This window comes from Nocardia sp. MH4 (assembly GCF_019266065.1).
GTDB lineage: Bacteria > Actinomycetota > Actinomycetes > Mycobacteriales > Mycobacteriaceae > Nocardia > Nocardia canadensis.
On the sequence record NZ_LPNR01000088.1, the window covers coordinates 1 to 24524 of the forward strand.

The following is a 24524-nucleotide window of genomic DNA, read 5'->3' on the forward strand; positions in this document are numbered from 1 at the left end:
AAGCCGGAGCCACCGAAGGTCTGCAGCGAGTCGGTCAGGTACTGGTAGGCGCGCTCGGAGCCGACACCCTTGACGATCGGCAGCAGCAGGTCGTTCACGCGCGCGGCCAGTTCGGCGTCGGCGCCCGAAACGTGCTGGGCGACTTCGGGATCCTGATGCGCGGCGGTGAACAGGTACACCGAACGCAGGCCCTCGGCGTAGGCCTTCTGCATGAGCAGCGAACGGCGCACGTCGGGGTGGTGCAGGATCGTGACGCGGGGCGCGGTCTTGTCGGCCATCCGGGTCAGGTCGGCGCCCTGGACGCGGGTCTTGGCGTACTCGAGGGCGTTGAGGTACCCCGTCGACAGCGTCGCGATGGCCTTGGTGCCGACCATCATGCGAGCGTTCTCGATGACCTCGAACATCTGCGCGATGCCGTTGTGCGCGTCACCGACGAGCCAGCCCTTGGCGGGCACGCCGTGGCCGCCGAAGGTGAGCTCACAGGTGGCCGAGGCCTTCAGACCCATCTTGTGCTCGACGTTGGTGACGAACACGCCGTTGCGGTCGCCGAGTTCGCCGGTGGCGGAGTCGAAATGGAACTTCGGCACGAAGAACAGCGACAGGCCCTTGGTGCCGGGGCCGGCGCCTTCCGGACGGGCGAGCACCAAGTGCACGATGTTGCCGAACAGATCGTCGGAGTCGGCGGAGGTGATGAACCGCTTCACACCGTCGATGTGCCAGGAGCCGTCCTCCTGCGCGATCGCCTTGGTGCGGCCCGCGCCGACGTCGGAGCCTGCGTCGGGTTCGGTCAGCACCATGGTGGCGCCCCAGCCGCGCTCGACGATGATGCGGGCCCATTCGCGTTGCAGGTCGTTGCCGACGCGGTCGAGGATGTCGGCCATCACCGGACCCATGCTGTACATGTGCGCGGCAGGCTGGGCGCCGAGGACGAACTCGGTGACCGCCCATTCCAGGATGGCCGGGGCGGCGACACCGCCGAGCGACTCGGCCTTACCCAGCCGCCACCACTCCGCGTCGTACCAGGCGCGGACGGCGCGCTTGAACGATTCCGGCAGCGAGACCGTGTGTGTGGCCGGGTCGAACGTGGGCGGGTTGCGGTCGGCGTCGGCGTACGGTGCCGCGACCGGGCCCTCGGCGAGCCGGGCCGCCTCGCTGAGCACCGAGCGCGCGGTGTCGGCATCCATATCACCGAAAGTGCCTGCGGCGAGGATGGTGTCGAGTCCGTACACCTCGAACAGGTTGAACTCGAGGTCTCGCACGTTGCTCTTGTAATGACTCACGAACGTTGCCTTCTCGGTGGGCCGGGGACGCGCCGCGTCCGGGGGAACAGGGGAGCGGCGGTGCGGCTCCCGCGGCACACTGTGCGGCACGGCTCGGCGGTCGGCAACGATAAGTGAACGGAGCCTAAAACGAGGTCGGGCGAGGTGGCCGGGTCCAGCGGCTGGTGATCGGCCGTCGATGGCCGGGAGGACAGGGCCCGGGAGTGGCGTGAATCACTATCAGGGCCGGGTGAGGTCGAGCGGGACGGCCTGGATCCGTTCGGCCACCGTGACCAGGACGTCGACCAGATCCGGGCGCGCGGCCAGCCGTGGGTTGCGGACCGCTTCGATGACCACCGTGGTCGCCGCGCGGATGAGCATGCGCGCCACCGGTGGTGCCACTTCCGGACGCTGGGTCCGCAGCATCCGGGCCCAGCGGCCGATCCCGTCCTGACGCACCTGCCGGTACCGGCGTTCGGCCGCCGTCGGCAGATACCGGGTCTGGCTGACCGTGATGGCGAGCAGGTCGGGTTCGTCGACGCCGAACCGGGCGAAGTTGCGGGTCAGGGTCCGCAGCGCTTCCCCGGGATCGCGGCCGTGCGACAGCGCGCGCGAGACCATCAGGTGCACCCACTCGTCGTGTCGGCGCACGATCTCGTCGAGCAGCTGAGCCTTGCTGTCGAAGTAGTGATAGACGGCGGGGCCGGTGATGCCGACGGCCGCACCGATGTCGTCGATGCTCACCCCGGGGTAGCCGCGGGCGGTGAACAGGTGCGCGGCCGCGGCGAGCAGGCGTTCGCGACGCACCGTGCGGTCGAGTCCGGGACGGTCGCTGGCCGCCCAGTGCGCGCGAACGTGCGCCGCGCCTGCCCCGGACGCGGGGAGCTCCACGGCCAGAACCGCCCGCACGGTCGCGACGAGAATTCGCGCCGCGACCGGCGGGGGCAGCTCGAGCCGGTGATAGGCCGGGCTCGCCGCGACCGAGAAGGCCGCCCAGCTCAGCAGTTCCACGTCGGCGGGCCGCAGATCCGGTCGTTGCGCCCGCAAAGTCCGGCGCAGGAACTCCGTGATCCGGGCGGCCCGCAGGAGCACCGCGATCCGGTCGGTCGGGTGCAGATGGCGGAACTCGAGCTGCCACAACCGGGGCAGGCCACGCCGGTCCAGCGCCACCTGGACCAGTTCGACGACCACCGTGTCACCGGCGGGGCACCGCCGGTAGGCACCCTCGAGCCGGGCCAGCGCGTCGTCCAATCCGGCGAGCAGACACTGTCCGAGCAGATGCTGCTTGCTGTCGAAGTGCCGGTAGAGCGCGCCGGGAGAAATGCCCACCCGCGCGGCGACCATCGCCATCGACGTGTCGTGATACCCGTCGTGCGCGAACGCGTCGAACGCGGCGGCGAGGATGATCGTGCGACGATTGCGCGGTCGCGTGCGGCGGGTGGTCACCTCGGATCTCATCCCCCTCAGTGTGCCCGCACGATGGGTCCGGCTAGGGAAGGGATACTCCTTCGCCGAGCGGGGCCGTCGGCACATGCCGCCGCAGGAAGTCGAGCTGATCGGCGACGACGCGATCGAAGGCCGCACCGCGGTAGATGTCGAAGTGTCCGTCCCGATAGGTGCGGATTTCGCCTCGAGGCGCGCGGGCGGCGTAGCGCAGAGTGGGCCCGGCCGGGGCGACCGAGTCGGTCTCGCACACCGAGAACAGGATCGGGACCTGGACATCGGGGGTGAGACGACCGGGCCGGTCGGTGAGGATATCGAGCACCACGCGCGCGGCGACCTCGTTACGGAAGTCCATGCCGGGCGGGACCAGGCCCAGATAGCCGGGTTCGGCGTCGGGAGCGCTCATCAGCGCCGTGCTGTGGACGGGTCCGGCGGTGGCGATCATGTGTGGCGCGCGTCCGAGTCGGGTGCCGACGACATCGCGCAGCCAGGCGACGGTCGCCTTCACCGAGCTGATCGCAGGGACCGCCAGGGTGGAGGCCACGCCGTCGGTGAACGGGCACTGCGCGATCGCGGCCACGAGACCGGGGGGATGTTGCGCGGCGGTGTAGATGACATGCCCGCCGCCGAAGGAGGTGCCCCAGGCGATGATTCGCTCACCGTCCACCTGAGGCAGCTGCCGTGCGAAGGTGAGTGCGGCGGCCCAGTCGGCGCGTTGTTCGGTGGTCGAGAGCAGGTGCCGGGGTGTGCCGTCGCTGTCGCCGAAATACCGGTAGTCGAACACCAGACACGCGTAGCCCGCGGCCGTGAACCGTTCGGCATAGGCGGCCAGACCCATTGCCCGGACCGCGCCGAGGCCGTGCGCCATCACGATCACGGGCGGCCGCTCGCCCTCGGGCAGGTACAGCGTCGCGGCGCAGCGTTCGCCGGCCACGGAGGGAAATCGCAGGATTTCGCTGCTCATCGCGGCGTCACCTCGAGCTCGCGTTCGCGGCGCGCCGACACGGACGCGGTCGGGTAATCGGCACTCGACATCCCGGCGGGGCGGGCGGCGCCGCGGCGGCGCTCCAGGCGCAGATCGCGCATGTAATCGTCGAAATCGACCTGGATGGTGTGCCGCTTGGACGCCACATAGCGACGTTCCAGTCCCCGACGATGCGCGGTGATCTCCCGCTCCATCGCCCGGCGGTCGGGCAGGTGGTAGACGCCGTGCAGGTGATCGGCCACGAGATGGGCCTGGCGTTCGGCGATCGGCATGATGGCGCCCAACGGCTGGATCAGGCCGAGGAAGTACAGACCGGGGACGTCCGGATGGAAGAGCCTGCGGTACAGGCCGATCCGGTTGTCGCCGGAGGGGTCGAGGAAACCGGGGTCGAAGAACGGGAAGCTGATCTTGTAGCCGGTGCAGAACACCACCAGATCCGCGGCTACGCGGCGGCCGTCGGCGAAGACGACCTCGTCGCCGTCGAACCGGTCGATGGTGGGTACCGGTGTGATCGCGCCGTGCGCCAGCCGATCCAGGATGCGGCTCGACATCGTCGGATGTGCCTGGGCGAATTTGTGATCCGGTGCGGGCAGGCCGTATCGCGTCATCGGTCCGGTGGCCGCGGCCATCAGTCGCCGGGCCAAGGGCCAGCGCAGGAAGGAGGGGATCCATTCCGCTCCGCCGATCTGGTCATAGGGTCGCCCCCAGACGTATTTCGGGATGACGTGGACGCCGCTGCGGGCCGAGAGATAGGTCTGTGCCGCGTGATACGAGGCGTCGACGGCGATATCCATCGCCGAGTTACCCATGCCGAGTACGACGACGCGCTTGCCTGCCAGCTGCGCTTCGTCGGTATATGCGTGGGAGTGCATGATCTGTCCGCGGAATTCACTCGCGCCGGGAAACATCGGCTCGGGCAGGCGAGGATCCCAGTGGTGGCCGTTGGCGACGAGAACCGCGTCGTAGCAGACGATCTCGCCGGTCGACAGGGTGACGTCGAAGGTGCCGTCGGTTTGTGGGGCGACATGGGTGACGCCGGTGCGGAACCGGATCCGCTCGCCGAATCCGAAATGCGTGACGTAGTCGGCGAAGTACTGCGCGATCTGATCGTGGCGGGCGAAGTCGGGCAGGTGGGCGGGCATCGGGAAGTCGCTGAACTCCATCCGTTGCCGCGAGGTGTTGATGTGCAGTGACTTGTACGCCGCCGAGACGCCGTTGCTGTTGCCCCACACCCAGTTGCCGCCGACCCGGTCGGACAGCTCGTAACAGTCCACGTCCAGGCCGCGTTCGGCCAGCACCTTCACCGCGGCGATGCCGGCCGAGCCCGCGCCGATCACGCACACCCGGGCGCCCTTGGAGGGGTCGAACATGTTGCACACTCCTTTGTGACCAGTGGTCATATGACCACTGGTCACTGTACGATCGAGTGGTCGCACCGTCAAGAGCCCGCGGGCAGAGGAGAGCAGTGATGCCGACAGGGACATGGGACCGGCTCGCGCCCGCCCGCCGCGCCGCCGTGGTGGCGGCCGCCGAGGCCGAGTTCGCCGCGCGGGGGTTCAGCGGCGGCAGTCTCAACACGATCTGCCGGGAGGCGGGCGTCGCCAAGGGCAGCCTGTTCCAGTACTTCACCGACAAGGCGGACATGTATGTCTACCTGGCCGAACAGTCCAGTGAACGGATCCGCTCGACCATCGAGGCGGCCGCGGCCGAACTGCCATGGGACACCGATTTCGTCGGCTCGTTCGAGAAGCTGGTGGAGACCTGGGTGCGGTACTTCTACGGGCATCCGCTCGAGCGAGCCATGACCGCCGCCACCAACCTCGAACCCGACCCGGTCGCCCGTACGGCGGTTCGTGAGGCCGTCAACCGGCATTACCTGGCGGTCCTGCGTCCCCTCATCGAACGCGCGGTGGACACCGGGGTGATCCGCCGTGATGCCGACATCGATGCCCTGCTGGCGCTGCTGCTGCTGATGCTTCCGCATCTGGCCCTGGCCCCGCACGTCCAGGGGCTGGATCCGCTACTCGGCCTGGCCGATGGGGGCGCCGATCATGCGGTGAGCGTCGCGTTGACACTGGTCACGACGGTTCTCGAGCCATTTCGGATCAACCCGACGTGAGTCTCTCGCGGGTGGGGCCGAGGGGTGGTGGATCGGGTCGAGCCGGGACACCGCCGCAGTCTCCTCAGCCGGTTCGATGTCGCGGGACGTCACCACCTGACCGCCCGACGGCAATGGGCGAAGCGCCCGCAGGCAATCTGCCAGGTGGGCGCTTCGCCGGGCAGGGCCGATCTGGCCTCGGCGGGGTCAGGCCGCGTCGAGGGCGGCGGTGATCTTGTGGAGCATCGCGGTCACGGCAGGGCTGGGCCGGCCGTTGGTGAACTGGGTGGCGGATTCGGTCGCGGTCAGCACGGTGTCGCGGAAGTTCTCGGCTTCGGCCGGGTGGTGCGCGCCGAGCAGGCGCATGGCCGCCGTGAGGCTCGGCAGCACCTGGTCGGCGAGTTCGGCGACGGACTTGCCGTGCAGGTGAATGTCTGCTGACTTGGCCGCGAGCACATGCCCGACCAGTCCGGTCGCCGAGGTGAGTGCGATCGTGCCGTGCGAGATCGCCTTGTGCGGCGCGCCCGCGGCCGCCAGCAGCGACACGGCGCCGTAGGCCGCGGTGCGCAGGGTGCTGTTGTCCTGGTCGGTCAGCGTGATGATGGACATGTCGGGTGCTCCTCGAAATCGGTGGTGGCGCCGATCGAAACGGTGCCGGTCGGTGTGTTCGATGTGCACAACTGTCGCCGGACCGCCTGATACCGAGCTGACGTCGGCCTGACACCGCCGCTGACACCGCGAGGAGGCGATGGCCCGGCCGAGGCTCAGGTGTCGACGTTCGCCGTCGTACCCGTGCGCGAACTCGTCACCTGTCGGAGCGCGACTCGATGGCGAGATCGACGCGCGCGGCCAGGGCGTCCAGCACCGCGACCTGAGCGGCGGGAACCTCGATCCGCATGATCGCGTCGCCGTCGAAGGTGAACACGAAGAACGAGCAGCAGCTCGATTCCCGCGCGGCGAGCTCACGCGCCGTGGTTTCGGCCCCGGCCGACAGCGACAGCTCGAGCCGCGTCGGCGCCGGACGCCGCCCGCTCTCGACGTGCTCGGCGAAGAATCGGTCGAACCCGGCGACTCGTAGTCCCGTCAGAGCCACCTGATCCGGCGGAACACCACTACCAGTGCCGAGCACACGATCGCCATGGTCGCCAAGACCACGGGATAGCCCCAGCCCTGTTTCAGCTCCGGCATGTAGTCGAAGTTCATTCCGTAGATGCCGGCGATCATCGTGGGCACCGCCAGGATCGCCACGAACGCCGAGATCCGGCGCATGTCGGCGTTCTGCTGGACGGCGATCTTGGCCACCGCCGCGTTCACCAACGCGGTCAGCGACTCGTCGAGGTCGTTGATCCGCTCGGTGACACCGGTGTGGTGATCGGCCACGTCGCGCAGGTAGCGGCGAATCTCCTTCGGCAACGGCGCCTCGGGGCGGGTCAGCAGCTGCAACGGTTGCCCCAAGGGGCTCACCGCCCGCCGCAATTCCACGATCTCGCGCTTGAGCTGATAGATCGATTCGATCGGCAACCGGCTGCGCGGGGTGAACAACTCCTCCTCGATCTGGTCGACGTCGTATTCCACCGACTGGGCGACGGCGATGTAGGAGTCGACCACGTGATCGGTGATCGCGTGCAGCACCGCACCCGACCCCCGCGCGAGACGCTGCGGGTCCGCTTCCAGCCGCTGCCGGACATCGGCGAGCCCGGAATGTTCACCGCGCCGGACCGCGACCACGAAATCGGGTGCGGTGAACACCATGATCTCCCCGGTCTGCACGATCTCGCTCACCGTCGCCATGTCGTGCTCGACATAGGCGACCGTGCGCATCACCGTGACCAACGTGTCGTCGTAGCGCTCCAGCTTCGGCCGCTGGTTGCCCCTCACCGCGTCCTCGACCGCCAGCGAGTGCAGCCCGAACGTCCCCGCGATCTCACTCATCTGCCGGGCATCGGGTTCGAACAAACCCACCCAGACGAACCCCTCGCCTCGACGCCGTACCTCCGCCAGCGCCGCGGCCGGGGTGCACCGGCCGGGCAGGCGCCGCCCGTCCACATAGACACCGCAATCGACGATCGCCCGCGCCGTCGGTACGGCCGGTTTCGGCACGATCCGCGCCGGAGCGCGTCGGGAACGTCGAAAACGGAACTGCGGAGCTGATGACACCGCACCGATCCTACGGAGTCGCCAGGGCTGTCCGGCGGGCGACGAATCGGCTATCCGTGCGGCTGACCCGGGTCGTAGCCGGGGCAGCCGGGGTACGGGCGGGGCAGGTCGGGCTTGGCGCCGAAGCACACGCTGTTCGGGTCGGTCGGATCGTAGGAATCGCCCTCTCGGCGGTTGCCGGTCGGCAGCGGGACGGTGCTGGTGGAGCCGGTGGGGGTGGTGGTGGGTGGGGTCGTCGTGCTGGTCGGCACCGGGTCGGACGCGCGCGAGCAACCGGCCCCGAGGAGCGCGAAGGCGAGCACGGAAGTGACGAGCAGGGTGCGGTTCACAACAGTCCCTTCCTCGGAGATCGCCGCCGCCGATGAACGGCCAGCACACTTCCGGCAACACTACTGTGGCCGGCCGTCGCTCTCGTCAGCGGGGCAGCAGGGTGATGCGCGCGTTGTCGGCCGGACTCAAACCGGTGTGATAGCGCCGCGGCGGCTCGATGGGGCCCTCGATCGGGGCGATGCGGCGATGTTCGAGCACTGTGCGGAACAGGATGCGCGCCTCGGCCAGGGCGAACTGCGCGCCGAGGCAGCGGTGCGCGCCCGCGCCGAAGGTGAGCCAGGTGCTGGTGCTCGGCCGCTGGTCGAGGAAGCGCTCGGGGCGGAAGGTCATCGGGTCCGGGTAGTGGTGCTCGGATTCGTGGATCAGCAGGATCGGCACGATGACGATCGCGCCCTGCGGGATGGTGATGCCGTTGATCTCGGTGTCGCGCAACGCCCGTCGGCCGGTGAACGGCGAGACGGGACGCAGGCGCATGACTTCGGCGACCACCGCGTCGAGGTAGGCGTCCAGGCGCGCGCCGTCACCGGTGTCGACAGCGGTGTCGACCTCGGCCATGGCGCCGGGATGGGCGGCCAGCATGGCGGCGATCCAGCCGAGGGTGATGGCGGTGGTCTCGTAGGCGCCCAGCAGGATTCCGCGCATATTGCGGGCCAGCGCGGGATCGTCGTGCTGGTCGAGATCGGTGCCGATGTAGCGCGAGAGCACGTCGCGGCGCTCGGTCGCGCGCTCGGGGGCGGCCCGGCGGGCGGTGATCTCCTCGACGATGACGGCGTCGACCTCGTGCTGGGCACGGCGCAGCGGCGGATAGGGGATGGTCAGGCCGCCGAGGAACGGGGTGATCAGGGTGACGGCGAGGAATCCGCGGCTCTCGATCTCGCCGAACCACGCGCCGACCGCGTTCTTCAGCCGGTCCCGGCGCTCGGGCGCGACCTCGCCGAAGACGACACCGAGCAGCACGCCGATGGCGAGGTCGTAGCCGGCGGTCAGGAATTCGAAGGACTCACCCACCGGCCACTTCGGCAGTTCTCGTTCGACCACCTCGACCATCAGGTCCTCGTAGGAACGCAGTGCGGCGGTTTGGAACGGCGGCGCGAAATGCTTGCGCTCGCGACGGTGCTCGTCACCGTCGAGGAAGATCATCGTCTGCTTGCCGAACATCACGTCGTGGCTCGAGAAGCGGCTCAGCACCTGACCGATGGAGAAGTCGTCGTGATTGGCGAACAGCGCGCGCACATCGCCGGGTTCGTGGGTGACCAGCATCGTGGGAAATCCCGGCGGATCGACGACGAACCGCTCGCCGAATTCCCGCAGCGGGGAACTCTGGGTGCCCGGGCGCAGCAGTGTGCCCAGCTCGCCGAGCCGGCGCAGGGGTAGTCGGGGCAGGTCGCGCAGCGAGATCGGGGTCTGTGACACTCCGCCATCCTCACCGCGAAATTGCCGTTGTGCCATGCGGTGTCGGAAATTCGATGCCCCCAATTATCGGGGCTCACCATGCCGTGGTCGATGTTCACGACTCCCGCTGCATGCTCGCGCGGCCGCTATTGTGGGCGCAGTCAGTGGGTTCCACGGTCAGAGGAAGTAGTTCGTGCTCAACACTTTCGTCGACACATTGTTCGCCCAGGTCGAGAATCGACCGGCCGAGGTGGTGTATCGGTTCTTGGACAATGGTGACGTCGATGGTGTCGTGCGCGAATTGTCCTATGCCGAACTGGGGCGGCGAGCACGCGCCATCGGAGCGGTCCTGCAGGATCGCGCGCCGCGGCGCGCGCTGCTGCTCTACCCGGCCGGGCCCGAGTTCGCCGAGGCGTTCTTCGGTTGTCTGGCCGCCGGTGTGGTGGCGGTGCCCGCGCCGCTGCCGGAGTGGGAGAACCGGTCGCTGCGGCGCTTGCGGCGGATGGTGGCCCACGCCGAGGTCGACATCGTTCTGGCGCCGCGCCGGATCCTCGCGGACGCGGCGGCGCTGGGCGTGGAGATCCCGGAATTGGCCGGGGTGCCGTGGCTGTCGACCGACGACCTGCCCAGCGCGGCCGCCCTGCGCTGGCGCGAACCCGAGCTGCGACCCGACTCGGTGGCGTTCCTGCAATACACCTCCGGCTCGACCAGCGCGCCACGTGGCGTGGTGCTCACCCACGCCAACCTGCTGCACAACCAGGCGGCGCTGACCGCCGGACTCGGGCACGACCGGATCGCCGACCACGACGGCGCGCTGTTCGCCAGCTGGCTGCCGATGTACCACGACATGGGACTCATCGCGCCGCTACTGCACACGGTGTATCGCGGGGCGCATTCGGTGCTGATGTCGCCGCTGCACTTCTTGCAGCGGCCGCAACGGTGGCTGCGCGCGATCTCCACCTATCGCGCGCACACCAGCGGCGGACCGAATTTCGCCTACGAGCTGTGCCTGCGCCGGATCGCGCCCGAGCAGCTCGACGACCTGGACCTGAGCTCGTGGCGGGTCGCGTTCAACGGCTCCGAACCCGTGCGGGCGGGCACTGTACGCCGCTTCGCCGACACTTTCGCGCGCGCCGGATTCCGCGCGACGGCCCAGCAGCCGGTCTACGGCCTGGCCGAGGCCACCCTGATCGTCACCGCGCCGGCCACCACCGCCGCGCCGACGATCGTGCCCATTACCGGAAGTCTTACGCGCGGTGGCGAACTCGTCGGCGTCGGGAGCGCGGTGCCGGGAATCTCGGTGGCCGTCGTCGATCCGGAGCGCGGAACCGAGCGCGGCGAGGGGGAGGAAGGCGAGATCTGGGTGGCGGGCGGCAGCGTCTCGGCGGGCTACTTCCGGGACGCGGCGGCCACCGCCGAGGTCTTCGGGGCCGCGCTACCCGGACGCGACGAGAAGTTCTTGCGTACCGGCGATCTGGGATTTCTCTCCGCCGGTGAGCTTTTCGTCACGGGCAGGCGCAAGGATCTGGTGATCGTGGATGGGCGCAACCACTATCCGCAGGACATCGAGGTCACCGTCGAGGCGGCGCACCGCGGGGTGCGCGCGGGGTGCGTGGCGGCCTTCGCCGTCGATCTCGACGGCGAGCAGCCGGTGGTCGTGGCGGAGGTGCGCGAGACCGATCCCGCCGAACTGTCCGCGATCGAAGGCGCCGTGCGGGCCGCGGTGGCGACCGAGCACGGGCTCACGGTGGCCGCGGTGCTGTTGATCCGTTCGGGCACGATCTTCAAGACCAGCAGCGGGAAGATCCAGCGCTCGGCGTGCCGGTCGGCCTATCTGTCCGGCGAATTGCTCACGCTGCTGGCGGGACCTGGGCGCTCACCGGAAGGGGAGTGTGCCGACGGCGAGCCGGTCGACGCGCCCGTGGCCGCCGAACCCGCGTCGGCACTGTCGGCGGAAGCGGTGCGGGACTGGCTCGTGACCGCGATCGCCCGGCAGGCGCTGCTGGACCCCGAGCGGATCGACGTGCACCGCCCGCTCGTCGAATTCGGTTTGGGCTCGGCCGATCTGGTGGAGCTGGTGGTGGACCTGTCGGACTTCGCCGGCCGCTTCATCGACACCAATCTGTTCTTCGACCATCCCACGATCGACGGTGTCGCCACCGTGCTGACGGCACCGACGCAGGACGCGCCCGCGCCGTCCCCGGTAGTCGACGCGGCGGCGAGCGAGGACAGCGACGACGACGGGATCGCGATCATCGCCATGTCCTGCCGGTTCCCGGGCGCCGCCGATTCCCCCGAGGCGCTGTGGCGGCTGCTCGACAGCGAGGCCGACGGGCTGGGCGAGGTGCCGCCGGGCCGCTGGGACATCGACGGCCTGTACAACCCGGACACCTCCGCGACCGGCACGGCGTATACGTTCCGTGGTGGGTACGTCGACGGGATCGACCGCTTCGACGCCGCGTTCTTCGGCATCGGCCCGCGCGAAGCGGCGGTCATGGACCCGCAGCAGCGGATGATGCTGCAGCTGGCCTGGGAGGCCATCGAGCGGTCGGGGCGTGATCCCCGGACCCTGCACGGCAGCGCCACCGGCGTGTACCTGGGTGTGTACAGCACCGGGTATCTGGCCGATCCCGCGCCCGAACAGCTGAACGGTCAAGTGGGGACGGGGCTTTCGCCCAGCGTCGCCTCGGGGCGGATCTCCTACACGCTGGGGTTGCACGGTCCGGCCGTCACCCTGGACACGGCGTGCTCGTCGTCGATCGTGGCGATGCACCTGGCGATGCAGGCGCTGCGAGCGGGGGAGTGCGATCTCGCCCTGGCGGGCGGCGCCACCCTGCTCATGTCACCGGTCGCCCATATCGAGCTGTGCCGGTTGGGTGTGCTGTCGCCGACCGGCCGGTGCGCGCCGTTCTCGGCCGACGCCGACGGAACCGTGTGGGCCGAAGGCGCGGGCATGGTCCTGCTGAAGCGGCTGAGCGACGCGCGCCGCGACGGTGATCGGGTGCTGGCGGTCGTGCGGGGGTCCGCGGTCAACCAGGACGGCCGCAGTCAGGGGTTGAGCGCACCCAATGGCGCTGCGCAGGAACAGGTCCTGCGCGCGGCGTTGCGCGCGTCGGGGCTGGCGCCGCACGACATCGACTATGTGGAGGCGCACGGTACGGGGACCGCGCTGGGCGATCCGATCGAGGCTCGGGCCCTGGCACGGGTGTACGGACCCGGGCGTGATCCGGGGCGGCCGCTGGGGGTCGGGTCGCTGAAGTCGAACCTCGGTCACACCCAGGCCGCGGCGGGCGTGGCCGGCGTCATCAAGTTGGTACTCGCGCTCGAACACCAGCGCATTCCGGCCACCGTCAACGTGGATGTGCCCTCGCCCCATGTCGATTGGGAGCGCAGCGGGGTCGCCGTCCACGGACAGACGGCGCCGTGGCGACGCGGCGACCGGCCGCGCCGGGCCGGAGTGAGCGCCTTCGGGTTGAGCGGCACGAACGCGCACCTGATCCTCGAGGAACCCGCGCCGGTCCCCGCACCCGCGGAATCCGGCCCGGCGACGTCGGTGGCGCTGCTGCCGATCTCGGCCCGCAGCGAACGATCACTGCACGGGCAGGCCGAGCGGCTGCTGGAGTTCGTGCTGGCCGATCCCGGTGCCGAACCGTGGGCCGTGTCGCGTGCGCTGACCACAGAACGCACGCAGTTCGAGCGCCGCGCCGTCCTGGTGGCCACCGATCGGGACGAGATGGTCGGCGCGCTGCGCGACCTGGTCGAGAGGCGGGCTTCGGCGAATGTGGTGGTGGGCGACGGGCCGGTGCTGACCACCGCCAAGACCGCCTTCGTCTTCCCCGGGCAGGGCATGCAGTGGGTCGGCATGGCCCTGGACATGCTGGCGGCCTCGGTGGCGTTCCGCACGGAATTCGACCTGTGCGACAAGGCGTTCGGTGCGCATCTCGGCTGGTCGCTGACCGACCGGCTGGCCACCTCGACCCCCGCCGACCTCGTCGATTTCCCTGTCGTCCAGCCACTGCTGTTCGCGACCATGGCCGCGCTGGCCGCCACTTGGCGGGCGGCGGGCGTCGTCCCGGATGCCGTGCTCGGGCACAGCCAGGGCGAGATCGCGGCCGCGTACTGCGCGGGCGCGCTGGCCCTCGACGATGCCGCGCGGATCGTCGTCACCCGCAGCCGCCTGATGCAGGCCATCGACGAGCCCGCGGCCATGGCGATGATCGGCCTGCCCGAGGCCGAGGTCGCCGCGCGGCTGCTCGCCTACGACGGCCGGGTGTCGATCGCGGCGGTCAATATCCGGCGCTCGACCATCGTCGCCGGTGAGCAGGCCGCCGTGGCCGAACTGCTCGCCGAACTCGACGGCGCGGGTATCTACACCCGGCTCGGCGCCTCGGGTCCCGGTCTCGCCGGGCACTGCCGGATCATCGAGGAGATCCGTTCGGACCTGACCACGCAGTTGGCCGAGACGACCGCGCACGTGCCCACCACCCCGTGGTATTCGACGGTGACCGGCGAACCGGTGACGACCGCGCCGACGGGACCGGACTACTGGTACCGCAACGCTCGCGAGACCGTGCGCTTCGCGGCCACCGTCGAGCGGATGGTCGGCGACGGCTTCCGCTACTTCGTGGAACTCGGCGCGCATCCGTCGTTGACGGCCGCCGTGCGCACGGTGTCGGAGGAGCTCGGGCGCGACGTGATCGCCGTCGGTTCGCTGGTACGGGATCAGGACGGGCCGAAAGCGCTGGCCCGATCGCAGGCGGTGCTGTACGCGGCCGGCCACGATCTGGACTGGACCAGGCTGGCCCCCGGCCCCGGCCGGATCGACCTGCCCACCTACGCGTTCGACGAGCGGCGATTCTGGACCGACAGCGGCCACCGCGCCACGGGCGCGAGCGGCCTCGACGACATCACGCATCCGCTGCTCGGCGCCGTGGTCGCGCACCCGGAGTCTGGTGGGGTCACCCTCACCGGACGGCTGTCCCGGGCCCGGCATCCCTGGGTCGCCGATCACGCGGGACCCTCTGCCGTTCTGGTGCCCGGCGCGGCACTGGTCGAATGGGCGATCCGCGCCGGTGACGAGGTGGACTGCCCGGTCGTGCGGGAACTGGTGTTGCGGGCCCCGCTGCTGGTCCCCGAGCGCGCCGCCGTGCAGATCCAGGTGGTCGTCGGTGGCGCCGACGCCGAGCACCGGCGCACCGTGCGCGTCTACGCCCGCGACGAGCACGATCCGGACGCGCAGTGGACAGTGCACGCCGACGGGCTGCTCGCCGAGGAACCGGGAGTCGCACCGGCACAGCTGGATTCGTCGGTGTGGCCTCCGACCGGTGCGGAGTCCGTCGATGTCGGCGAACTCTACGATCGGCTGTTCGCCCGAGGTCATCGGTACGGGCCGGTGTTCCGGGCGATGCGTGCCGCCTGGCGAGGCGACGACGACCTGTTCGTCGACGTCGAACTGCCCGAGCAGGCACACGACGACGCGGCCGCCTTCGGCATCCACCCCGCCCTGCTCGACGCCGCCCTGCACGCCACCGCGCTGTTCGCGAGCGACGGCGAGCACGCGCTGCTGCCGTTCGTCTGGTCCGATGTCGTGCTGTCGGCGACCGGCGCGACCGCGCTGCGGGTGCGGCTCACCCGATCCGGGCCCGACGCGGTCACGCTGACGGCGACGGATCGGACCGGCCGTCCGGTCGTGTCGGTGGGGTCGCTGCTGTCGCGTCCGGTCGACATCGCCCGGTGGCAGGGGGCGTCACCGGCGGCTTTGCGTCGGCTGTACCGCCTGACCTGGACGCCGGTGGTACTGCCGACCGCGGCGGGGTCGTCGGAGGTGGTCGAGTGGCCCGCCCCCGGCGCGACGGTCGTGCTCGGCGTGCCCGAAGGGCGGTCACCCAGCGCGGTGCACGCCACTGCCCGGGAGGTGCTGGCTCAGCTCCAGACCTTCCTCGGCGACCACCGTTTCGAGCGATCCACCCTCGTGGTGCGCACGCGCGGCGCGGTGGCCGAGAATCCGCCGGAGCTCGCCCGGAGCGATTCCTCGGCGCTGCCCGCGTCCTCGATCAGCCCGGACCCCGCCGGTGCGGTCGTGTGGGGCCTGGTGCGTTCGACCCAGTCGGAGAACCCCGGCCGGATCGTCCTGGTCGACTCGACCGACCCCGGCCTCGACTACCCGGCGCTGCTGACCACCGGCGAGCAGCAGCTCCTCGTGCGCGACGGTCGCGCATTCGTGCCGAGGCTGACCCGGCTGTCGGAGGTCGCCGAGACCACGCCGCCACGCCGGATCGCCCTGGACGACGGCGCGGTGCTGATCACCGGTGCGCCGGGCCGCCTCGGCTCGGCGCTCGCGCGCCACCTGGTCGACGCCTACGGTGCACGGAACCTGGTCCTGGTCAGCCGCCGCGGCCTCGACGGCCCCGGCGGGGAGCAGCTGCGGGCCGACCTCGAGCAGCGGGGTGCGCGGGTGCGGTTCGCCGCCGCTGACATCACCGACCGGTCCGCGCTGGCCGATCTGCTCGACGGGCTGCCACTGGCCGGTGTCGTGCACGCGGCATGCGTTCTCGACGACGCCACGATCGGCTCGCTCACCCCGGAGCGGCTGGCCGCGGTCCTACGCCCGAAAGTCGACGCGGCGCATCATCTGCACGAGCTCACCGCGGATCGTCCGCTGTCGATGTTCGTCCTGTTCTCCGCGGCGGGCGGCCTGTTCGGCACCCCGGGCCAGGCCAACTACGCGGCTGCCAACGCCTATCTCGACGCGCTCGCCGCGCATCGCCGGTCGCTCGGTCTTCCCGCGCAGGCCCTGGCCTGGGGCGCTTGGGAAGTCGACATGCACGACCACCTGGCTCGTGCCGATATCGCGCGCATCGCCCGCGCCGGTGTCCGCGCGTTCGCCGTCCCCGACGGGATGGCGTGTTTCGATGCCGCACTCGCACAGGGTGATTCGCTACTGGTACCGCTGCTGCTGGACACCGCCGTGCTTCGCGGGTCGGCGGCGGTCCCTCCGTTGCTGCACGGGCTGGTCCGGCGGGCGCCCCGCCGTGCCGTGGCCGAGCGCGCGACCGCCGACGCGGCGGTGAGCTCGCGTTTCGCCGACGAACTGCGCACCGCCCCCCGCGCCGAAGCGATCGCCACCGCCACGGCCGCGCTGGCCGGGTGGACGGGCGAAGTCCTCGGCCACAGCGGCACCGAGACGGTCGAGGTCGCGACGTCGTTCCAGAGCCTCGGCCTGGATTCGCTGATGGCGGTGGAACTGCGGAACAAGGTGCGCGAGCACACCGGAATCGCGGTGCCCCTGGGCACGATCCTCGCCGAGCAGAGCCTGACCGATCTCGCGGGGTATCTCGTGGACGAAGTCGGCCGTCGCCACGGCGACAGCACCGCCGCCGTGGCGGTCGAGGTCCCCGAGGTCGAGGTACTGCCGGTGACCCGGGACATGATGCGGCTGCTGCGCACCGAACAGCTCGGCATTCCGAGCGCCGCGCAGACCGGTGGCGTCGCCGTCCGGGTGCCGGTACCGGTCACCCGGGCGCAGCTGGAGTCCGCTGTCGGCAGGCTCGCCCGGCGCCATGCCGCCTTGCGTACCACCATCCGGCCCAGCGAGGCCCACGGCCGCGAGCTGGCCATCCGTCGCGAGGCCGAGCTGTCGGTGGGGTGGCGCGCGCTGGAACGACTCGAGGACGCCGTCGTCGAACAACACTTCCGCGCCCTGATGGCGCTGCCGTTCGATCCGGCGACCGGCCCGCTGTGGCGTTTCGAACTGCTCGACGCCGGATCGGCCGGTCAGGTGCTGCTGTTCGGCGCGCACCACGGCATGAGCGATGTGCAGTCGATGCTGCTGGTCGCGGGCGAACTCGCGACCGAGCTGTCCGGTGTCCCGCTCGACGACACCGTCACCAACCGGGACCTGCACCAGCTGCTCACCGCACAGCCGAGCCGACGCGACGACACCGCCGTGGCCCGCTGGGGCGCTGCCTTCGCCGGGGCGCGGCGACTCGAGCTGACGCTCGCCCGGCCCCGACCGACCGAGCGCACCTACGGCGCCGGAGCTGTGGCCCTGGACCTGCCGGACGGACTGCACGACCGGGTGGCCGATCGGGCACGCGAGCTCGGGATCACCCCGGCCGCGCTGTTCCTCGGCGCGCTGACCGTCGCCCTGGCACGGCGGCAACAGGTCGAGCGGTTCGCGCTCGCGGTGCCGGTCGACACCCGTATGCACGCGGACGCGACCGACGCGGTCGGATATTTCGGGGTGCCCGTGCCGTTCCCGGCGGAGGTGGCCGACGGCGATCGCGTCGCCGATGTTCTGCGCCGCACCGCCGACCGGCTCCGCACCCTCCTCGCGCCGGGCGCCGGCTTCGCCGAGGTGCTGGCCGCCCTGGCCGGGGAAGGGCTGTACCGGGACAACGCGCCGATGGTCGAGGTCTACTTCAACTATCTGCGCGCCAACTCCGCGGTGGCCACCGCGGAGATCGTCCCGGTGAGCACCGGCTTCTCGGATCTCGATCTGATGATCGCGGTGCTGCCGGATACCGATCAGGTGTGGTTCACGTACAACACCGACATCATCGACGCGCCGACCTGTGCCGAGTTCGGCAGGTACTACCTCGATGTCGTCGCTGCGGCGGTCGCCGATCCCGGCGCGCCCGCCGGGACGGAAAGTGCCGGGCCGCAGTCGGAGTCCGGTCCGCGGGTCGCGCTCGGCGCGACCTTCGCGCTGGGGCGGCTGCCCGAACTGCTCGCGGCCGCCGCGGACACGGCGCTCACCGTCGCCGAGGCGCCCTATCACCAGGTGCTGTCGTGTCTGCGTGACCCGTCGGGCGTGTTCGCGCAGCCGTCGACCGAGATCGGCATCGTGCTGGTCCGTGCCACGGACCTGGAACGTTTCGGCGATCTCGGCGACGATGTCCTGCACGAGTTGGCCACCGCGTTCCCGTCGGCGATCACCGATGTCGTCGCGCGGACGCGTCGGCCGATCATCGTCGGCATCCTGCCCTCGTCTCGGCCCGCTCCGCGGTTCTCGGGCTGGGAGCGTGATGTCACCGAACGGCTGCGGGAGGCGCCCGGCGTCGCACTGCTCGAGCCTTCGGACTGGAGTCGATTCCACGCGGTCGAGGCACCCTTCGACGAGCGCACCGAGATCCTCGCGCACCTGCCGTTCACGCCGGAGTTCCAGGCCGCGGTGGCGCTGACCCTGGCCGCGACCGTCACGGCAGTAGGCGAACCCGCGCCGAAGGTGATCGCCGTCGACGGCGACGACACGCTGTGGAGCGGAACGGCAGGCGAAAGCGGTGCCGCGGGAGTGCGTTTCGATGCGCCTCGGCTGGCCTTGGCCGCCAGGCTGCGGCACTGGCGCGACGCGGGCACCCTGCTGGTACTGGTGACCAACAACGACGACGACATCGTCCGCGCGATCCTCGAGCGTCCGGACAGTCCGTTGCGCCCTGCGGATTTCGCCGTGGTCTCGACGGGATGGGACGCCAAGCCGGGGCGCTTGGCCGCCGTCGCCGACTCGCTGCGACTGGGGCTGGACACTTTCTGCTATCTCGACGACAACCCCGTGGAGATCGCGCGGATGCGCGCCGAACTCCCGGAAGTCCTCGCCGTGACCTGCCCGCCCGCCGACGAGCTCCCGTCGTTGCTCACCCGCCTGTGGCCACTCGTTCCGCTCGCCACGACCGCCGAGGACCGGAGCCGGGCCGAGTTCTACCGTCAGGAGTCCGCCCGCGACATCGCGCGCGCGGGGGTCGAGTTCGAGCAGTTCCTCGACGAGCTCGACCTGGTGGTGAACATCGAGGCGCTCACCGACGACTCCGCCCCCCGGGCCCACCAGCTCGTGCGCCGGACCACCCAGTTCACCCTCGCCGCCGTCACCGTCGACGACCTGGATCGCTGGCGCACCGAGGGTGAGGTGTGGACCGCCACCGCGCGCGACCGGTTCGGTGACTACGGCTTGATCTCCGTGCTCGCGCTGCGCGTGGACGGTGACAGTCTGCGCGTCACCGGCTGGCAGCTCAGCTGCCGGGCCCTCGGTCGCGGTGTGGAGGAGCGGCTGCTGCATTGGGTCGCCGACCGGGCCGAGGCGCTGGGCTGTGCGACTGTCCGCATGACGGTCGACAACACCGCCCGCAACACCCCCGCCCGCCGCCTGGCCGCGCGCCTGCACGGGCACGACATCCACGACGACGCGCAGAAGGTGTCGACGACACCGGAACGGCTGCGCGCGTTCCGTTCCTGGCACACCCCGGTGCCCGCCGGAGAGGTGCCCGAATGACGAGTCAGGACGCAGTGACCGGTCCCCGCAGTCCCGCCGTCGACCGCCGCGCCCGCGGCGAGTCGATCGACAGTGGCGCCGCGGGAATGGATGTCGCCGCACTGCTGGCTCGTGTCGGCGTCCGCAATGGTGCCGGGGTGGCGACCGGCCGCCCGCAGACCGCCGAGTCGGGCAGTGGTCCCGTGCCCGGTATCGCGGAGTCGGGCGGTAGTGGCGCGACGGAGCTGGGCGTTGCGGAGTCCGGCGGTGGGCACGGGACCGAGCCTGGCGCTGCGAAGTCCAGCGGTAGCGGGGTGACCGAGCCCGGCATAGCGGGGTCCGGCAGTAGCGTCGGCGCGACGGGGTCCGGTGCCTCGGGGTCGACCGGCCGCGAGACACCGGAGGGGATCGCCTCGGGGCGCAGTGCCCTGGTGACCGGCACCGACGCCGACGAGTTGGCCCTCGCGATCGCCGCCCTGGCCGCCCGTTTCGCCGATTCGCCGGTCGGCGTCGATACCGACTTCTTCGACGCGGGCGGCACATCCATCGCGGCCGTCGAACTGGTCGCGGCCTTGGCGCGCGAGCTGGATGTCCAGCTCGACCTGGACACGGTGTTCTTCGATGCGCGACCGCGTCGGCTGGCCCAGCGGTGGCTGGCCGAAACAGCCGACCGGACCGCGACAGCCACCGAATCCGTCGCACCGTCGAAGGTGGCGCCGCCCACATCCCCGGACATCCCCGACACCGATGACCTGGCGCTGCTTTTCGCGGATCTGGCCGGGGCCGATCGCCTTCCGGTGGTCGCCGCGCCGGAGCGGGTGGTCCCGCGCCGGATCCTGCTGACCGGCGCGACCGGATTCCTCGGCAGTCACCTGCTGCTGGACCTGTTGCGGCACAGCGACGCCCATGTCGTGTGCCTGGTCCGGGCCGACGACGATGCGGCCGCGACGCAGCGGCTCGAACACGCGCTGCGGCGCTACGCCCTGCCGTGGTCGCGGGAGATCCTGCGCCGGGTCACCCCACTGGCCGGGGACCTGCGCGCGTCCCGGCTCGGCCTGACCGACGCGCGCTGGGAATCGCTGGCCGCCGAGGTCGACGCGATCGTCAACGCGGGCGCCGCGGTCGACTTCCTGCGCGGCTATCCGTCGCTGCGCGGCACGAACGTCCACGGTCCGCTCATCCTGGCCGAGCTGGCCTGCACCACGCGGTCCAAACCGGTGCACCACGTCTCGTCGCTGGCGGTGTTCAACGGCGCGACCGCCACGACGCTGGCCGAGGACGCGCCCACCGCGAATGTCGCCGCCCTGCCCATCGGCTACGACCGGTCGAAGTGGGCGGCCGAGGCGCTGCTGCGGCGGGCGGGCGAGCACGGTCTGACGGTGACCGTGCTGCGTCCGGGCGGAATCGGCGGTCATCCCGAGACCGGTGCCCACAATCCCCGCGACCTCAACACCGGAATCACCGCGGCCCTGCTGCGCTTGCGGACCGTGCCCGGCTTCCGGTACCTGAACGCGGCGCCGGTGGACTGGGTCAGCCGCGTCGCCGCGCAGATCGTGCTCACCCCGGACGCGTGGGGTCAGACCTACCATCTCACCGGTCCGCCCACCTCGCTCGACCAGATCATGGCCGAGACCACGCTGGGCGGCCTGGGTGTGCGCGTGCAGGACTGGGCGCAGTGGTGCGCGGACGTGGTGCGCGCGGTCGAGGACGAGGGTGTGGCGGAACTGGCGCCACTGGCCCAGGTGTTGGGCAGCCCCGTGGCCCGGCGGCAGCTGGCGGCCATGGTGAACACCCCGCCCGCGACCGCGACCCGGACCGCGGCTTTCGTTGCCGCCCACGGATTGCCCGCACCCGCCGCCGCGGGCCCGGCGCGCGCCCGGATGCTCACCGCCATGGCGGCCATGGCCCCGGACAGCGAGCACCCCTACCTGCGCTTCTGCGAGACGCTCAGTGGAACCGTCACCCGCACAGGCGAATCGGCGCCGTTTCCGTGCGACCTGCGGCTGACACTGTCGGTGGCCGACAGCGCGCAGGTCTTCGCGGCGCGCACGCTCGACGTCACCGGCGAGCTCACCTGCCCCGCCCTGCACGCCGAACCGCTGCGCATCGAGGGCACCGCCACGGTCCGCCCGCACGATGGGATCCCGCTGGCCGACGACCTGCGGCACCCGATCATGCGGTACGACCTGACCCTGCGTGACGCGGCGGGCAGCACCTGGTGGTGGACCGGCTACAAGTTCGCCGCCGCCCGGCGCCGATTCGTCCGCCAGCTCGGCACCCAGGTCGTCGAGATCGGCCGCACCGGCGAACCCGGCGCCTACACCGGCGAGGTCGCCGTGCCGATGCACACCTACCTGCCCGACCAGATCGACGGCATCGAGATCGACCCGCGACTGCCCGAACGGCAACGGCGACTGGCGAAGCTGCTGTGGCTGAGCTGGTTCGGCGGGCAGCTCGGCAAGAGCGTTGTGGAGCCCATGCTGCGCGTCGGCATCGACCTGCTCGACCTGCGACGCGCCCTGCGGAAGGAGCGCCGCCGATGACCGAGTCCCCGGTGACCACCGAACCCGAGACGATCACGCTCCGCACCGCCGACGGCCTGGACCTGCGATTGCGCCGCGTCGGCCCCGACGGCGGGCCCGCGGTGCTGCTGGTGCACGGCCACGGGGTGTCCTCGGAGATGTTCGCGCTGACCGAGATCCGCAATCTCGTCGACGTTCTCGCCGACGCGGGCTACCAGTCGTGGCTGCTCGACTGGCGCGGCAGCAGCCGCCTGCCCTACAACGTCTCCGGCCCGCCGTACACCCTCGACGATGTCGCGCTCTACGACCTGCCCGCCGCGGTCGCCCGGATCCGGGACCACATCGGCGATCGACCGCTGTTCGCGGTGGCGCACTGCGTCGGCGCGCTGGCGCTGGCGCAGAGCCTGACCGCCGGCCTGCTGCCCGGATTGGCCGGTGTCGTCGCCCAGGGTGTCTTCCTCACCCCGAAGGTGAGCGCATCGACCCGGGTCCGGGTGCTGGTCGGCAGCGAACTGCTCGGCTCCCGCGTCGGCCACCTCGAATCCGACTTCCGCAAGGTCGGGCTGTGGTCGCGGCGCACCCTGCTCTACGCGGCCCTCTCACGCAAGGGGGACTGTCCCGATCCGACCTGCCGGATGGTCCACCACGGCTGGGGAATGGGCGCCGAGTTGTTCGCGCACGATCACCTCGACCCGCGTACCCACGACCGGCTGGCCGAGCTGTTCGGCGCGATTCCGCTGTCGGTGCTGCCGCACCTGCGGCAGATGGAACTGGCCCACGCGGTCGTGCGCTGGAACCTGTCCGACGACCGCTACCGGGCACTGCCCGAGAACGCGCTCGACCACGCCGACCGCATCGACTGCCCGGTACTGCTGCTGGCGGGCAGCCGCAACGCGGCCTGGCTCGATTCCAACCGGCTCTGTCACGAGGTACTGGCGGTGCGCAATCCCGGGCTCGATGTGCGCTACACCGAGATCCCGTCGTACGGGCACCTGGACACGTTCATCGGCCGTGGCGCGGCACTGGACGTGTTCGGGCACATCGTCGATTTCCTCGACGAGCGCTCAGCTGGGCAGGCGTAGTGGCAGCCCGGCGCAGCGGTAGATGGCATCGAGGACGGACATGGTGGTGATCGCGTCGTCCGCGGTGGTGGCCACCGGCGTCCCGCGCAAGACCGCGTCGGCGAAGGCGTCGAGTTGGTAGTCGTAGGACGGGCGGTGCGGGAAGCGGCGCACGCGCCTGCCCTGGTCGGAGCGGACCAGGAGCAGGTGTCCGTAGTGCGGCAGCACCGGGTTGAGCAGGCGCATCCGGCCGCGGTCGCCGACGACCGTCGCGCTGATGCGCAGCACGTCCGAGGACCACATCGAGCAGCTGATGCGCCCGGTGTGCCCGGCCGGGAACCGCAGTTCGGCCGTCATCGCCCGGTCGATCCGGGGGTCGTCGTGCAGCTTGGCCCGCGCGTCGACGACCTCGGGGTCCGGGCCACCGAGGACGCGGGCCATGTGCACGGCGTAGCAGCCCGCGTCCATCAGCGCGCCGCCGGCGAGGTCGTAGTCGTAGCGGATGTCGGAGAACTTCGGCAGCGGGAACGACAGCGCGGTCTCCACCCGTCGCAGCGTGCCGAGTTCGCCCGAGGCGACGATGTCCTCGGCGGCCCGGATCAGCGGGTGATAGCGATAGTGGAACGCCTCCATCACCACGCGACCGGAATCCCGTGCCAGCGCGGCGATCTCGCGGGCCTCGTCGGCGTTGGCGGTGAACGGCTTCTCACACAGCACGTGCTTGCCCGCCGCCACCGCGGCGCGGGTCCAGCGACCGTGCAGACCGTTCGGCAGCGGAATGTAGACGGCGTCGATCTCGGGAGCCTCCACCAGTTCCTGATAGTCGCCGTAGACGCGCGCGATCCGGTGCTTGCCGGCGAACCGCACCGCCCGGGCGCGATCGCGGGCGGCCACCGCCGTGACGGCGACCTCCGGATTGCGCTCGGCCGGACCCACGATCGCCGCGGGGGCGATGGCGGCGGCGCCGAGAATGCCGAGACGGAGCGCGGGGCGCGAAACTTCGGTCACGAGCAGACGGTAACAACAGATCACGA

The 24524-nt window shown here is 70.9% G+C and carries 14 protein-coding genes; 4 read left to right on the forward strand and 10 right to left on the reverse strand.

Going from position 1 to position 24524, the window contains the following annotated elements:
* From ATM97_RS10615 to ATM97_RS10630, 4 genes are all read right to left on the reverse strand, one after another.
* On the reverse strand, positions 1 to 1280 hold a 1280-nt coding region (locus ATM97_RS10615), incomplete at its 3' end, for an acyl-CoA dehydrogenase family protein (protein WP_218717801.1).
* Positions 1281 to 1499: 219 nt separating this feature from the next.
* A complete protein-coding gene (locus ATM97_RS10620; protein ID WP_218717802.1) occupies positions 1500 to 2717 on the reverse strand; it encodes a TetR/AcrR family transcriptional regulator in 1218 nt (405 codons plus the stop codon).
* Positions 2718 to 2748: 31 nt separating this feature from the next.
* Positions 2749 to 3666, reverse strand: coding sequence for an alpha/beta hydrolase (locus tag ATM97_RS10625; RefSeq protein ID WP_218717803.1), 918 nt, complete (start codon positions 3664 to 3666; stop codon positions 2749 to 2751).
* Positions 3663 to 5057 carry an NAD(P)/FAD-dependent oxidoreductase gene (locus ATM97_RS10630; protein WP_218717804.1) on the reverse strand — a complete coding sequence of 465 codons (1395 nt, stop codon included), beginning with the start codon at positions 5055 to 5057 and terminating at the stop codon, positions 3663 to 3665. The genes ATM97_RS10625 and ATM97_RS10630 overlap by 4 nt, the downstream gene beginning before the upstream one ends.
* Before the next feature lie 98 nt (positions 5058 to 5155).
* On the opposite strand from ATM97_RS10630, the gene ATM97_RS10635 reads away from it, so the two are divergent.
* Positions 5156 to 5806, forward strand: a complete 651-nt coding sequence (locus tag ATM97_RS10635) for a TetR/AcrR family transcriptional regulator (RefSeq protein WP_218717805.1) — start codon at positions 5156 to 5158, stop codon at positions 5804 to 5806.
* Positions 5807 to 5992: 186 nt separating this feature from the next.
* Here ATM97_RS10635 and ATM97_RS10640 read toward each other — a convergent pair whose 3' ends face one another.
* The 5 genes from ATM97_RS10640 to ATM97_RS10660 all read right to left on the reverse strand — a co-directional run bounded on the left by ATM97_RS10640 (position 5993) and on the right by ATM97_RS10660 (position 9685).
* Positions 5993 to 6394 (reverse strand): hypothetical protein, encoded by a 402-nt coding sequence (locus tag ATM97_RS10640; protein WP_218717806.1) that lies wholly within the window; start codon positions 6392 to 6394, stop codon positions 5993 to 5995.
* Positions 6395 to 6590: 196 nt separating this feature from the next.
* Positions 6591 to 6878 carry a hypothetical protein gene (locus tag ATM97_RS10645; RefSeq protein ID WP_308248440.1) on the reverse strand — a complete coding sequence of 96 codons (288 nt, stop codon included), beginning with the start codon at positions 6876 to 6878 and terminating at the stop codon, positions 6591 to 6593.
* Positions 6869 to 7942, reverse strand: a complete 1074-nt coding sequence (locus ATM97_RS10650; RefSeq protein WP_218717808.1) for a magnesium and cobalt transport protein CorA — start codon at positions 7940 to 7942, stop codon at positions 6869 to 6871. The genes ATM97_RS10645 and ATM97_RS10650 overlap by 10 nt, the downstream gene beginning before the upstream one ends.
* Positions 7943 to 7992: 50 nt before the next feature.
* Entirely contained in the window at positions 7993 to 8271 is a 279-nt protein-coding gene (locus ATM97_RS10655; protein ID WP_218717809.1) for a hypothetical protein, read from the reverse strand.
* Positions 8272 to 8356: 85 nt separating this feature from the next.
* Entirely contained in the window at positions 8357 to 9685 is a 1329-nt protein-coding gene (locus ATM97_RS10660) for a cytochrome P450 (protein WP_308248441.1), read from the reverse strand.
* A 172-nt stretch (positions 9686 to 9857) separates the two neighbouring features.
* Here ATM97_RS10660 and ATM97_RS10665 point away from each other — a divergent pair, with 172 nt between their 5' ends.
* Genes ATM97_RS10665 through ATM97_RS10675 form a run of 3 tightly spaced genes read left to right on the forward strand, consistent with a single transcriptional unit; the run spans position 9858 to position 23511 of the window.
* The gene (locus ATM97_RS10665) at positions 9858 to 19928 is read left to right on the forward strand and encodes a type I polyketide synthase (protein WP_218717811.1); all 10071 of its coding nucleotides are present in this window, start codon (positions 9858 to 9860) and stop codon (positions 19926 to 19928) included.
* Positions 19925 to 22450, forward strand: coding sequence for a thioester reductase domain-containing protein (locus ATM97_RS10670; protein ID WP_255587531.1), 2526 nt, complete (start codon positions 19925 to 19927; stop codon positions 22448 to 22450). Before ATM97_RS10665 ends, ATM97_RS10670 begins: the two co-directional genes overlap by 4 nt.
* A complete protein-coding gene (locus ATM97_RS10675; protein ID WP_218717812.1) occupies positions 22447 to 23511 on the forward strand; it encodes an alpha/beta fold hydrolase in 1065 nt (354 codons plus the stop codon). The genes ATM97_RS10670 and ATM97_RS10675 overlap by 4 nt, the downstream gene beginning before the upstream one ends.
* Here ATM97_RS10675 and ATM97_RS10680 read toward each other — a convergent pair.
* Positions 23494 to 24498, reverse strand: coding sequence for a Gfo/Idh/MocA family protein (locus tag ATM97_RS10680; protein ID WP_218717813.1), 1005 nt, complete (start codon positions 24496 to 24498; stop codon positions 23494 to 23496). The genes ATM97_RS10675 and ATM97_RS10680 overlap by 18 nt on opposite strands.
* Positions 24499 to 24524 lie beyond the last annotated feature (26 nt).

What these genes read in the sequence shown, in the direction of transcription:
- ATM97_RS10625 (WP_218717803.1), bottom strand. Translation starts at nt 3,666, where the DNA reads ATGAGCAGCGAAATCCTGCGATTTCCCTCCGTGGCCGGCGAACGCTGC.
- ATM97_RS10635 (WP_218717805.1), top strand. Translation starts at nt 5,156, where the DNA reads ATGCCGACAGGGACATGGGACCGGCTCGCGCCCGCCCGCCGCGCCGCC.
- ATM97_RS10675 (WP_218717812.1), top strand. Translation starts at nt 22,447, where the DNA reads ATGACCGAGTCCCCGGTGACCACCGAACCCGAGACGATCACGCTCCGC.
- ATM97_RS10630 (WP_218717804.1), bottom strand. Translation starts at nt 5,057, where the DNA reads ATGTTCGACCCCTCCAAGGGCGCCCGGGTGTGCGTGATCGGCGCGGGC.
- ATM97_RS10620 (WP_218717802.1), bottom strand. Translation starts at nt 2,717, where the DNA reads ATGAGATCCGAGGTGACCACCCGCCGCACGCGACCGCGCAATCGTCGC.
- ATM97_RS10670 (WP_255587531.1), top strand. Translation starts at nt 19,925, where the DNA reads ATGACGAGTCAGGACGCAGTGACCGGTCCCCGCAGTCCCGCCGTCGAC.
- ATM97_RS10640 (WP_218717806.1), bottom strand. Translation starts at nt 6,394, where the DNA reads ATGTCCATCATCACGCTGACCGACCAGGACAACAGCACCCTGCGCACC.